This is a genomic window from Arthrobacter sp. ISL-48 (genome assembly GCF_018613805.1).
GTDB lineage: Bacteria > Actinomycetota > Actinomycetes > Actinomycetales > Micrococcaceae > Arthrobacter.
Genome location: NZ_JAGGPL010000018.1, coordinates 136811 through 149122, shown reverse-complemented (window position 1 = coordinate 149122; position 12312 = coordinate 136811). Strand labels below are relative to the sequence as shown.

The window sequence follows — 12312 nt, the reverse complement described above, 5'->3', positions numbered from 1 at the left end:
TCCGGCCGGACGATACTGGAAAAGGACGGGCCCGGGTATGCCGAGCAACCCAAAAGCGCTCCTGCTGATGAACCGCTCCACCTTGACGGACCAGTTCGATGCCGCCCGGATGGAACGGCTCGCTGGCCTCGTGGAACTCGGAGAACCAGCCTGGACCGATTCCCTGACTGACCCTGGGGTGGCCGTGCTGCTGCCGGACGTGGAAGTCCTATTGACCAGCTGGGGTGTGCCACTGCTGGACCAGGATGCGTTGGACCGGATGCCCCACCTCCGCGCGGTGTTCCACTGCGCCGGCACCGTGCGCTCCTTCGTGACGGATGAGCTGTGGCAGCGCGGGATCCAGGTGACCACCGGGGCGGAAGCGAATGCCATTCCGGTGGCCGAATTCACGTTCGCTTCCATCATCCTCGCCGGCAAGAAGGCGCAGGTCCTGGCCAACGCTTCCCGGATTTCCCGTGAGGACTGGTCGTATTCAACTGCCCACGGCGAGCTCGGCAACGTCGGCCGGACCATCGGCGTCGTCGGTTTCTCCCGGATCGGCAGGCGGGTAGTCCACCTCGTCCAGCAACTGCAGGACGTCACGTGCCTGGTTGCGGACCCATATGCGGATCCCGCCGCAGTGGCAGCCGCCGGAGCGCGCCTGGTGACGCTCGAGGAACTGATCCGGGCTTCCGACGTCGTGACCGTCCACGCCCCCGCCCTGCCAGAAACCCGGAACATGATCGGCGCTGTTGAGCTCGCCGCCATGAAGGAACACGCCACCCTCATCAACACGGCACGCGGATCGCTGGTGGATACGCAGGCCCTGGAGTCCGCCTGCGCCACGGGCCGCATCCACGCGATCCTCGATGTCACCGAACCGGAACCGCTGCCGGCTGGCTCCGTGCTCTATGACCTGCCCAACGTGGTGATCACTCCCCACATTGCCGGCTCCCTGGGAACAGAAACCCGCCGCATGTCAGACGTGGCCATCAGCGAGCTCGAACGGTACTTGGCAGGCAAGCGACTCACCGCCGAAGTCCTTCCAGAACACCTGGACCTCATCGCTTAACCACCGCCTCGTCAAACAAGACCCTCCGCAGCAGCGGCGGATCCGAAACCCCTCTATATAAGGAGAACCGCAATGAAGCGCACCACTCTCGCGGCGATTGCCCTCGCCGCAACAGTCAGCCTCGGCCTGACCGCCTGTGCGGGCGCGGCCGGTCCGGCGGAAACAGCCGACGCCGGAGGCAAGACCACACTCAGCGTTTCGGTTTGGAACTACGAAGGTACCCCGGAGTTCAAGGCCCTTTTCGACGGCTACGAAGCGGCGCACCCTGACGTCAACATCGAACCGGTGGATATCCTCGCCGATGACTATCCGCAGAAGGTGACCACCATGCTGGCCGGTGGCGACACTACAGATGTGCTCACCATGAAGAACGTCATCGACTATTCCCGCTACGCCAACAACGGCCAGCTGCAGGAGATCAACGGCGTGGTGGACTCGCTGGACAAGGGCAACCTCGCGGGCCTGGATGCCTTCAACCTCGATGGAAAGTACTTCGCCGCCCCGTACCGGCAGGACTTCTGGCTGCTCTACTACAACAAGGACCTCTTCAAGGCCGCCGGGCTGGAAGAACCCAAGAACATCACCTGGGACCAATACGCCGAGCTCGCCAAGAAACTCGCGGGCACGTCCGCCGACGGCAAGAAGGTTTACGGCACGTACCAGCACTACTGGCGCTCAACAGTGCAGGCCATCGCCGCCGCCCAGAACAACGGCGACCTGATCGGCGGGGACTACACCTTCGCCAGGGACCAGTACAACATGACCCTTGACCTGCAGAAGAGCGGGGCCATGATGGACTTCGGCACCGCCATGAGCCAGAAGACCAGTTACCGGACCATGTTCGAGACCGCGCAGACCGCCATGATGCCCATGGGCTCCTGGTACATCTCCGGGATCGTGGCGGCCAAACAGGCCGGCAAGTCCAACGTGAACTGGGGGCTTGCCCAGTTGCCGCAGAAGTCCGCCGGCGGGAACACCACCACATTCGGCTCCCCCACGGCCTTTGCGGTCAACAAGAATGCCAAGCACTCGGATGAAGCCAAGAAGTTTATTGAATGGGCAGCCGGTGCAGAGGGCGCCAAGGCCATCGCCAAGATCGGCGTTGTCCCGGCCCTGCAGACGGAGGACGTGACCGCTGAATACTTCAAGCTGCCCGGCCTGCCCACCGACGAGCTCTCCAAGGCCGCGTTCTCCCCTGACAAGACCGTCCTGGAGATGCCGGTCAGCGACAAGTCGGCAGCCACGGACAAGATCCTCACCCAGGAACACGAGCTGATTATGGTGGGCGAGCGCTCCGTCGGCGACGGCATCGCCGAGATGGGCAAGCGCGTCAAGGATGAAGTACTCAAGTAATGACTACAGACACCATCCAGGCGGCTCCCCCGAGGAACCGTGTGCAGGGAAACCGCAAGCAGGGCAACCGCAAGCAGGCGCGGCGGAACACGCTGATCGGCTGGACTTTCATCCTGCCCAACTTCCTGGGCTTCCTGGCCTTCACGCTCATCCCCGTGCTGGCAGCCTTTGCGCTGGCCTTCATGGAGTGGACCTCATTCAGCGCACCCAAATGGGTTGGCCTGGCCAACTTCGAGCGGATGCTGGGCAGCGACTCCTTCTGGGTGGCGCTGCGCAACACCCTTCTCTACGCCCTCGGCCACGTGCCACTGACCCTGGCTCTGGCCCTCATCCTGGCCATGCTCTTGAACCGCAAGCTCAAGGGCATCGGATACTTCCGGGTGGCCATCTTCTTCCCCTACATCACCTCCCTGGTGGCTGTGGCCGTCGTCTGGAACATGCTGTTCAGCCCGGACAGCGGCCCCATCAATCAGTTCCTACAGTTCGTCGGAGTTGCCAACCCTCCGGGCTGGACCTCCAGCTCGGACTGGGCCATGCCGGCCGTGATCCTCACGAGTGTGTGGCGGGACATGGGCTACTACATGATCCTCTACCTGGCCGGTCTGCAGGCCATCCCCACCGAGCTGTATGAGGCCGCCGAAGTAGATGGTGCCAGTGCCTGGCAGCGCTTCTGGAACGTCACACTGCCTTCGCTGCGGCCCACCACGTTCTTTGTGGTGGTGATGCTGACGGTCTCCAGTTTCAAGGTCTTCGACCTCATTGTGGTCATGACCAACGGCGGGCCCGGCCGTTCCACCACAGTGCTTTCACAGCTGATCTACCAAGAGGGCATCGGCGAAGGTAAGTTCGGTTACTCCTCGGCCATCTCGCTGGTCCTGTTCCTGATCGTCCTCACCGTGACAGTCCTGCAATTCAAACTCCAGCAGCGGAGGGAACGCTGATGACCAACCTGACTGAAGACCTCAGGGCCGAGGTGGCCCTTGGCGGAACTCCTGGCGGCACGGCAGGCCATGAACGTGGCCTGGCCGAACGCCGCAGCCCTCGGGCGCGGAAGGAGCGCACCGTCAACGTAGTCATCTACGCCGTGCTGGTAGTGCTGGTGGCCGCACTCCTGGTGCCGTTCCTCTGGATGCTGTCCTCCTCGCTGAAGGAGAACAACCAGGTGTTCACCGTGCCCATCCAGTGGATTCCGGAGGAATTCCTCTGGAGCAACTATTCGGACATCTGGACCCGCATCCCCATGATGGGGTACCTCCAGAACTCGCTGTACCTCTCCGTGATCATCACGTTCCTGCAGGTCCTTACGGGCTCACTGGCCGCCTATGGCTTCTCCAAGATCCGCTTCCCTGGCCGGGACGTGCTATTCCTGGGTTACATCGCCACCATCGCCGTTCCGTGGCAGGCGTACATGGTGCCGCAGTACATCATGATGCAGCAGCTGGGGCTGACCAACAGCTTCAACGCCCTGATCCTGCTGCAGGCATTCGGCGCCTTCGGGGTCTTCCTGATGCGGCAGTACTACATGACCATCCCGGATGAGCTCTGTGAAGCCGCGCGTATCGACGGCCTCAGCGAGTACGGCATCTGGGCACGGGTCATCCTGCCGCTGTCCAAGCCGGCGCTGGCCAGCCTTGGGCTGCTGACCTTCGTGAACACCTGGAATGATTACATGGGGCCGTTCATCTACCTCACGAGCAACAGGCTGTGGACGGTGCAGCTGGGGCTGCGGTCCTTTGTGGGCCAGTTCGACGCCGAGTTCGCCATGATCATGACCGGCTCCGTCATCTCCGTGGTGCCCATCCTGATCATCTTTTTGATCGGCCAACGGTACTTCATCCAGGGCATTGCAACGAGCGGAATGAAGGGATGAGCACCGTGCGCCAGCACACAATGCAGCCGCTGCGACGCACATGGCAGGGCCCGGGTTTTGAGACGTTCGGGAGCATTTTCGGCTTCGTTTATGCGTTTCTCGCCGTCAACTTCCTGCTCGCCGCGGCAAACGCACCCCTGCTGCTCGGCCTGGCCCTGGTGGCGGACCCGGTGACGGCCTGGCCGTTCTTCCTGCTCCTGTCCGTGACGGTGGCCCCTTCATTGGCTGCGGCGTTCGCCGCGTTCCAATCTCTCAAGGAGGCGGAGGGACCGGCCGTCAGGCCGGTTGCAGCTTTCCTGCTCGGCTACCGGCGTTCCTTCCGTCGGGCCGCGCCGACAGGGCTGGCAGCCGTCGCAGCAGTCGGCTTCCTCGGCGTGGACCTAGTCATTGTTCAGGTGATGCCGGCAGCCGCCGTCCTGGTGCCGCTGATCGCGTTGGCCCTCACCGCCGTCGTCTGCGTTGCAGTGACTGTTCTCGCGGGAATGGTCCTGCTGCCGCGAGCCCGCACCCGGGCCATCCTGAAAGCCTCGCTGTACCTCTCAGTCCAGCGCTGGTACCTGAGCCTGGCGGCCCTGGTGCTGCTGGGAATCGTCGTGGCGGCGGTGCTGGTCCAGCCGGTTATCGGTGTGGCGCTGGCACCGGCGCCCCTGCTGTTCGTCGTGTGGAGCAATGCTGCCTACACCTTCCAGGCCGCGCTGCGGACAGTCGGCCCTCCTGATCGCCTAGTCTGGGAAATGCGGGGACGTCCGTGACGGGGCTCCAGGATGCGACCCTAACGCCGCCGGTCCCGGACGCAGTACCAAGACCCGAACCAACGCCCTCTCGCGGAGAAACAATGGATACCCAGCCTGACCTTAATTTTGACTATTCACCGTGGACGTTCTGGCCTAATGCCTCACAGGCCCAGCGTGACGCACAGTTTGAGCGCCAGCGGCTGCTGACTGAGCGGGACGGCATCATCATTGGAGACAAGGCATACGTTTCTGCGCTGGCCATGGTGGATACCGAGACGCTGGTGCTGGGAGACGAATCCTCGGTCGCCGCGCATGCCTACCTCACTGGAACGCTCTCACTAGGCGCCAACTGCACGGTCAACGCCTTCACGGTAGTGCGCGGCAACGTCACTATGGGCGACGGCGTCCGCATCGGAGCCCACACCTCCATCCTTGGGTTCAACCACTCCATGGATCCCTCCCAACCGGTATTCAGGCAACCAGTGACCAGCAAGGGCATTGACTTGGGAGACGATGTCTGGATCGGCTCGAACGTTGTGCTGCTCGACGGCGTCACTGTGGGCTCTCATGCGGTCATTGCCGCCGGCGCCGTGGTGACAAAAGACGTTCCAGAATGGGCGGTGGTCGGCGGCAATCCCGCCAAGGTCATCCGCGACAGGCGGACTCCTCGATATGGCACGCAGCAGCAGGGCGGCGACATCCGGGAAAGACTGGCCAATTTCGCCCAAGTAGCGAGAACAGAGGCGCCGGCGATCATCTCACGGTCCTGGGAACAGGATGCCTCAAGAGCAGACGGTTTTGCCGAGGGCAGGTATGTGGACCGCCCGGGCGCCCCGGCGACTGTCCGCGCCCATTGCGACGCGATCGAACTTGCAGACCTCCTGCTCGGCACCACGCCTGCGCAACTGGAAAGGGGCCGTCACATTGACCGGCTCCAATCACTCCAGGACCCCCGCACAGGGCTGGTCCCCGAGTACGGCCCAGACGGACTCCCGCATCCCGCCGACCTACACTTCGGACACGGTCCGGCGACCTACCACGTGCTCTCGGTGGGATACGCACTCGACCTGCTCAAAAGCCGCTTCACGTATCCCATCAATGCCGTAGCCGGCACCGGCCCAACGGAACTGCTTGCCCAGCTCGAGGAGCTTCCCTGGCGGAAGGAAGCCTGGGAATCCGGCGCCTGGGTGGACGCTTGGGGAACAGCCGAATACTGGAATCTTGGTCAAAAAACCACCCCAGCCTTCGGTTCCCTGGAAGCCCTCTTCGGCTGGCTCCTGACCCGGGTCAACAGCGCTGCCGGAACCTGGGGAACACCCCGTGACGACACCCGACTCAAGGTAGTCAACGGACACTACCGGCTCACCCGCGGAACGTTCGCCCAGTTCGGCTTGCCCATCCCGCATCCGGAAAGGCTTATCGATACTGTTCTGGAACACGGCAGCGATGGCCGCTACTTCTCAAGAGGCAAACAAAACGCCTGCAACGTGCTCGATGTCGCCCACCCGCTGTGGGTGGCTCGGAAGCAGACGGCACACCGCGAACAGGAAGTGAAAGAATGGTCCGCCACACAACTGGACCACGCCCTCACCCAATGGCGCCCCGGGGAGGGCATGGCCTTCAGCGTCGCCCCTGAAAGCGGTCAGCAAAGCCTCCCTGGTTTGCAGGGAACAGAAATGTGGCTCAGCATCATTTGGTATCTCGCAGACCTTCTGGGGCACTCCGAGGCCCTCGGCTACCGGCCACGCGGTGTCCACCGGCCTGAGCCTGCCGCACTGCTCCCTGCCCTGTAACTGCCAGCGGGCGGTCAACCGTCGAAAACCGGCGCAACGCTGTGAAAAGATCAACCATGCGCCCGATGCAGCACTCCAGCAAACTCCAGAATGTCCGGTACGAACTCCGTGGGCCCATCCTCCGGGCCGCCAAGAACATGGAGGCCGAAGGACACCGCATCCTCAAGATGAACCTGGGGGACACGGCACCGTTCGGCCTGGAAACACCCGAATCCGTCGTCGTGGACATGATCCACCACCTGCGGGGAGCCCAGGGGTACAGCGATTCCAAGGGCATCTTCTCGGCGCGGACTGCCATTTCGCAGTACTACCAGACCCGCGGCCTCATGCAGATCGGCGTCGAGGACATCTTCATCGGCAACGGCGTGAGCGAGCTCATTTCCATGTGCCTTCAGGCGTTCATGGAAAATGGCGACGAAATCCTCGTACCCGCACCGGACTATCCCCTGTGGACTGCAGCGGTGACGCTGACCGGCGGCCAGCCGGTGCACTATCTCTGCGATGAAGACGAGAACTGGTGGCCGGACATGGCCGACGTCGAGGCAAAGATCACCGGCCGTACCAAGGGGATTGTGATCATCAATCCAAACAACCCCACGGGAGCCGTGTATCCGCGACACATATTGGAGCAGTTCGCGGCCCTTGCCCGGAAGCACAACCTCGTCCTGTTCTCTGATGAGATCTACGAGAAAGTGCTCTACGAGGACGCCGAGCATATCCATACGGCCTCGGTGGCGGATGACATCTGCTGCCTGACGTTCAGCGGCCTCTCCAAGGCCTACCGCATGCCCGGGTACCGCGCCGGTTGGGTGGCCGTGACCGGTCCGCTCTCGGCGACTTTGGACTACCGCGAAGGACTGGAGCTACTCGCGTCGCTGCGCCTTTGTCCCAATGTCCCCGCCCAGCACGCCATCCAGACCTGTCTGGGTGGCTACCAAAGCATCGATGCGCTGGTCAGGCCGGGCGGCAGGCTCCGCGATCAGCGAGACCTTGCTTTCAAGCTACTCACGGCAATCCCGGGTGTCACCTGTGTTCCTGCGGCGGGGGCGATGTACCTTTTTCCGCGCCTTGATCCGGAGCTCTATCCGATCCGCAGCGACGAGCAGTTCGTCCTGGACTTACTGCAGGACCAGAAGATCCTGGTCTCCCACGGTTCGGCATTCAACTGGCCCAGGCCAGACCACTTCCGCTTCGTTATCCTCCCGTCGGTGCTGGACATCGAGGAAGCCGTGCGCCGGATCTCAACCTTCCTGGCGGCGTACCGCAGCAGGGCGGACTAACCCCTCATTTGCGGCCGTCGGTGCTGGTACGCGGAGCCATGCCGAACATGGCCAGCGGTTCAACCGCTGGCCATGTTCGCACGGCAGCCCGGATACGGGCCACTACCTTAGGCGGTACCGCCTCTCTCGAAGTGGCTTACACACTCCCCCTGGTTCCGGAAGACCGGAAGGGTGCTCGTGGTCCAGCCGCGGTCCTTGCACGCGTCCTTCGATGACAGGACGACGTGGAAATCGAAATCCACCCGGTACACCTTGACGGTTCCGTCAGGGGCAGTCACCGTCACAACGGCCGACGGCGACTCGGGCGTCGCCTGCTGGATGGTCACCTTCGCCGCGGTATCCAGCGGGCTCGCTGCCACCAGAGGGAAGGGATCCCGGGTGGTGCGAAGCCGGTAGTCGACCGTTCCCGTGCTGAATTCGGGAACGTCTTCCTGGTTGACCAGGAGCCGGCCCAGGCCTGCAACGCCGGACTCTGCCAGCCGCGACCCGGAGATGGCCACATCGGCGACCTTGGTGTAGGAACCCGTGGTGACCAGGGCAATGCGGATCCCACGGGTGCTGACGGGATCAAACGAAACCGTCCGCGCCGCCGTCGTACTTAACCCGGTGACCGTGCCAGCGGTGGTGTCCTTCCATGCTCCACTGGCGTCCTGGTACTGCACGGTGAAGCTTTGGGCGGCCCGCTCGGCGAGCACCACCGTGACTGAATCCACCCGGTAGTCCCGGCTGAAGGCGTAGGTCAGGCTGTCGCCTGCCCGGCCGCTGCTTACCCAGTTGGACCAGCGCGTGGCGGCGTTGCCGTCGCACGTGTTGGCGGGGGCGTAGCCGCCCTCAGTGAAGCTGGCAGTGACCACTGCCGAGGAGTCGTCCCGGCAGATGTTGCTGATGGCCGTCCGGCCCACCACAATGACGGTCAGGACCGCCGGAAGCGGATTCTGGCCAGCAACAACCGGGGTGGCCGTGCCGGCCACGGTGGCTGTGCCGGCCGCCTGCAGTGCGCCTGCGCTCAGGGTGCTCCAGTCCCACGTGACGGGCAGGGCGTTCCGGGCCGGGCCGGTGCCGATCTGTCCCGGGACGGTGCCAGGAGCCGCGGCCTGCAACTCGGCGGCGGACGCCCCCATGCCTACTGTCACCGATACCGGATCCGTCGCCACATAGTCGCCCACCGTGACCACCAGCTGCGCGTCATCAAACGAACGTCCATAAAGGTCCACGCCCGAGCCGCGGAGGGTGACGGTTCCGGCCTTACTCCAGACCGCCGGATCCACCTCCTCCCATAGGACGGCCACCGGGCGGCCGGGCCCCTTGGCGTACAGCGGCGCGACCATTGCCGGCAGCGACGGCGCGACGCCGGTGGGCGTGCTGAGCTCCGTCCGCTGGACACCCAGCAACACCAGGTCCTTGAGGTCCTGGAAGGCCCACGCCTGGTGGGCGCTGCCGCGGGCGGTGCCGGTGGTGCCGGCCGACGAGGCCAGTCCCACGGCAGAGCCGGCACCGGTCTTGCCGCCGGCCGGTTGCAGGGCAATGGCCGCTGCGGCGTTCACGAGGGACCACTGGTTGCCGTTCTCGGTGGTGACAATCCACTGCGCCGAGGGCTGGCGCCTGGCTTCCTCGAGCCCCATGGGAGACAGGGAGGCCGCGCCGGCCTGGCTGCCGTTGAGCACGCCGCCGTCGCCTGTCAGCACCGAGCCGTCGGCGTTGGTTACCACCCAGCGGCGGTCGTGTGAGTATTCATCACCGGCTTCAGCCTCAATACTGACGGCGTGGAACGTCCAGGTCTGCGCGGCCGTGGCTGCAGCGGTTCCGGCAGAGTCCTGGATGGTCACGGCGGAACCCGGCTGGCCTGTGAGGACCTTGGCGCTGGCTTCGCCGGTGAGGTGGTAGCTGTGGCCGTCCTCCACCGGTGCGGCGTCATTGGCCACGCCGCTGACCCCGTCCACCAGGAACGTCACCACGGATGCCGCCGGGATGGTCAGCGTTGCCGTCTTGGCTGCACGGTCCACAGCAACGGGAGTGCCCTTCACGAGGGCATTGCGTTCGATGTCCTCCAGTGGCGACTTGGTGGTGACCACGGGTGTGACCGTTGCGCCTTCGGCGATGGTGGCGAACTTGGCCAGGTTTATGGTCACGGTTTCGGCGGCCGCGGTGTCATTGAAATGCACCAGGGTGGCGCCTTTGCCGTCCGCCCGGAGGGCGCTGGCCGTCTTGGCGTTGTCGTTCTGGACGAGGAAGTCGCCGGGGCGGATGTAGTGCGTGAAGTTGCGGGTGGTGTTGTACTTCTGGTTGGTCAGCACCTTGCACTTTGCATCCTCGGCGGATTCGCCGTCATTGAGCCGGCGGTTGGAGAACCCTTCCCTGCCCGCATAGTTGCAGTCGAAGTCGACATAGATGGAGCCCCAGCCGCCGTTGCCCTTTTCCTGTTTGTAGGTGTCCTCCACAGGCTGCCAGAATACCCAGCCGCCAGGTTCCAGTTCGCGGAGATCGTCCACCATGCGGCCGGCGATGCCCAGACCGTTGTTGATGTTGGAGCGGTCCCATGCACCGGTGGTATCGCCGAGGGCCGGGTTTCCTGCCCACGAGCCGCCCACCTCGCTCATCCACAGAGGCTTCTGCTCGGCCTTGGCGAGGTCACGCACGCGGCGACGGTCCCCGGTGCCGTATGTGTGGACGTTCAGCTGCCCTACCGAGTCCTTGGCTTCGCGGCTGTAGCCGTTCCAGTTGGTCATGAACTTGCCCGGATCTGTCTCGTCCATGGCAGAGATGACCGCTCCGGTGGTGGTCTCCGGTTTGGCCAGCTCCGCCGCCAGGTACTTGGTGACGCGGTCCTGGGCCGCCGGGTAGATCAGGGCGCCTTCCTGCTTCTGCGTGAAGGAGGTGGGCGGTTTCCCGGTGGCACTGTCGATGGCGGTTCCCCAGTACCCGGAGTTGGGTTCATTGAAGGGGTCGATGGTGTCCACTTTGATGCCGGAGCCCTTTTCCAGGAGCTCGACGGCGTTGGCCATGTAGGCGGCGAACTTCTGTTCCGCCTGGGGCAGCAGGTTCTCGCCCTTGCTGGAGTTGACCTGCCCGGAGACGTAGCCGCTCTTGGTCATGAACCACGGCGGGGAGTTGCTGAAGGCCTCCCAGTGCGTGATCTGTTGGTCCGCGGCCAGCCGATCCACCCACCACCGCTGGGTCCTGTCGGCGTCAGGGTTGTAGGAGGACGGATCGTCGGGGTTCCATTGGTTCAGGAAGGCCAGCTTGTTCGCCTGCCCGGGATCCACCGAGCCGTCCGCGTTGTACAGCCGGGACTGGACTGCTCCTGCGGACGGATCCGTCACGGGATTCCACCAGCCCTGGACGGCGCTGCCGTCGTTGAGGTAGCTGGCGACGTCGGACGCGTTGCCGCCGCCCACGTTGTAGCGGGCCATGTTCAGGTTCAGCCCGTCCTCGCCGAAAACCTTCTGGTACAGCTGTTCGCGGATTTCCTCGGGGTAGCCGCCGGTGGCGTTGGCGAACCAGACGAGACTGGTTCCCCACCCGTCGAACGCCTTCCCCTTGCTGGCGGGGTTGGGTGTGATGGTGACACCTGCGCCGGAAGACTCCACCGCGTTTGCGGTGAGTCCTGGTGCCAGTGCCAACCCCGCGGCGGCCGTTGCTGCCACGGACACCATGGCAGCGCACCGCCTGAGATTGCCCTTAAATAGCGCCATTGCTGAACCCTTCGTCGTCGAATGAGTGATGCGAAGGCGCCGGAGGCCGCACTACCGTAGCGGCAGTGCCACCCAGGGCGCTCCCTGCCGACGCTATTCGACGTCTACGGACGTCACAAGAGAATCAACCATAGGCGCACAGAAACGATCATGAACGGTCATTGGCTGGATCCGAAACAGGACCGGCTTGGAGAACTAACCCACCCCTAACCGTCAGGAAACGAATGCGCAACATTGCCCGGCCACACTGGAAGTGCCGGCAAGAGCAGGCACCAGCTCCAGCTCAGGAGGCCCAACCCATGTTGAAGGAAGCCAAAGCCCATGTAACACGAGTCCGCGCCCTGGATCAGCTTCACCGCGGCGATGAAATCGAAGCCCGCCTGTCCGTGGGTCCCAGCTACGACGACGTGGTCATCCGCCGCGGCAGCGTCCAGGAGACAGCACCCGGCATCGGCGTCATCTGGATCGTGGATCGCCACACCGGCCTGCGCAAAGCGATCAATACCGACGAATGCAGCGTCTGGCGGGTGGCCTGATCC

The 12312-nt window shown here is 64.0% G+C and carries 9 protein-coding genes; 8 read left to right on the top strand and 1 reads right to left on the bottom strand.

What is annotated here, in order from left to right:
• Window positions 1-37: 37 nt before the first annotated feature.
• The 7 genes from J7E83_RS15755 to J7E83_RS15725 all read left to right on the top strand — a co-directional run bounded on the left by J7E83_RS15755 (window position 38) and on the right by J7E83_RS15725 (window position 8081).
• Window positions 38-1051: a hydroxyacid dehydrogenase gene (locus J7E83_RS15755; RefSeq protein ID WP_214964006.1), complete on the top strand. Its 1014-nt coding sequence runs from the start codon at window positions 38-40 to the stop codon at window positions 1049-1051.
• A 72-nt stretch (window positions 1052-1123) separates the two neighbouring features.
• The gene (locus tag J7E83_RS15750) at window positions 1124-2404 is read left to right on the top strand and encodes a sugar ABC transporter substrate-binding protein (protein ID WP_214964003.1); all 1281 of its coding nucleotides are present in this window, start codon (window positions 1124-1126) and stop codon (window positions 2402-2404) included.
• Window positions 2404-3345 (top strand): carbohydrate ABC transporter permease, encoded by a 942-nt coding sequence (locus J7E83_RS15745; protein ID WP_214964000.1) that lies wholly within the window; start codon window positions 2404-2406, stop codon window positions 3343-3345. Before J7E83_RS15750 ends, J7E83_RS15745 begins: the two co-directional genes overlap by 1 nt.
• Window positions 3345-4274 carry a carbohydrate ABC transporter permease gene (locus tag J7E83_RS15740; RefSeq protein ID WP_214963997.1) on the top strand — a complete coding sequence of 310 codons (930 nt, stop codon included), beginning with the start codon at window positions 3345-3347 and terminating at the stop codon, window positions 4272-4274. Before J7E83_RS15745 ends, J7E83_RS15740 begins: the two co-directional genes overlap by 1 nt.
• Entirely contained in the window at window positions 4271-5026 is a 756-nt protein-coding gene (locus J7E83_RS15735) for a DUF624 domain-containing protein (protein ID WP_214963994.1), read from the top strand. Before J7E83_RS15740 ends, J7E83_RS15735 begins: the two co-directional genes overlap by 4 nt.
• 83 nt (window positions 5027-5109) lie before the next feature.
• Window positions 5110-6801: an acyltransferase gene (locus J7E83_RS15730; protein WP_214963990.1), complete on the top strand. Its 1692-nt coding sequence runs from the start codon at window positions 5110-5112 to the stop codon at window positions 6799-6801.
• A 56-nt stretch (window positions 6802-6857) separates the two neighbouring features.
• A complete protein-coding gene (locus tag J7E83_RS15725; RefSeq protein WP_214963988.1) occupies window positions 6858-8081 on the top strand; it encodes a pyridoxal phosphate-dependent aminotransferase in 1224 nt (407 codons plus the stop codon).
• 107 nt (window positions 8082-8188) lie between these two features.
• On the opposite strand, the gene J7E83_RS15720 is transcribed toward J7E83_RS15725, so the two are convergent.
• Entirely contained in the window at window positions 8189-11773 is a 3585-nt protein-coding gene (locus J7E83_RS15720; protein WP_214963985.1) for a discoidin domain-containing protein, read from the bottom strand.
• A 299-nt stretch (window positions 11774-12072) separates the two neighbouring features.
• On the opposite strand from J7E83_RS15720, the gene J7E83_RS15715 reads away from it, so the two are divergent.
• Window positions 12073-12309 (top strand): hypothetical protein, encoded by a 237-nt coding sequence (locus J7E83_RS15715; RefSeq protein WP_214963983.1) that lies wholly within the window; start codon window positions 12073-12075, stop codon window positions 12307-12309.
• Window positions 12310-12312 lie beyond the last annotated feature (3 nt).

Bases quoted from the DNA above. Each gene is read 5' to 3' on its own strand.
- J7E83_RS15755 (WP_214964006.1), top strand. From the start codon at position 38: ATGCCGAGCAACCCAAAAGCGCTCCTGCTGATGAACCGCTCCACCTTG.
- J7E83_RS15750 (WP_214964003.1), top strand. From the start codon at position 1,124: ATGAAGCGCACCACTCTCGCGGCGATTGCCCTCGCCGCAACAGTCAGC.
- J7E83_RS15745 (WP_214964000.1), top strand. From the start codon at position 2,404: ATGACTACAGACACCATCCAGGCGGCTCCCCCGAGGAACCGTGTGCAG.
- J7E83_RS15740 (WP_214963997.1), top strand. From the start codon at position 3,345: ATGACCAACCTGACTGAAGACCTCAGGGCCGAGGTGGCCCTTGGCGGA.
- J7E83_RS15735 (WP_214963994.1), top strand. From the start codon at position 4,271: ATGAGCACCGTGCGCCAGCACACAATGCAGCCGCTGCGACGCACATGG.
- J7E83_RS15730 (WP_214963990.1), top strand. From the start codon at position 5,110: ATGGATACCCAGCCTGACCTTAATTTTGACTATTCACCGTGGACGTTC.
- J7E83_RS15725 (WP_214963988.1), top strand. From the start codon at position 6,858: ATGCGCCCGATGCAGCACTCCAGCAAACTCCAGAATGTCCGGTACGAA.
- J7E83_RS15720 (WP_214963985.1), bottom strand. From the start codon at position 11,773: ATGGCGCTATTTAAGGGCAATCTCAGGCGGTGCGCTGCCATGGTGTCC.
- J7E83_RS15715 (WP_214963983.1), top strand. From the start codon at position 12,073: ATGTTGAAGGAAGCCAAAGCCCATGTAACACGAGTCCGCGCCCTGGAT.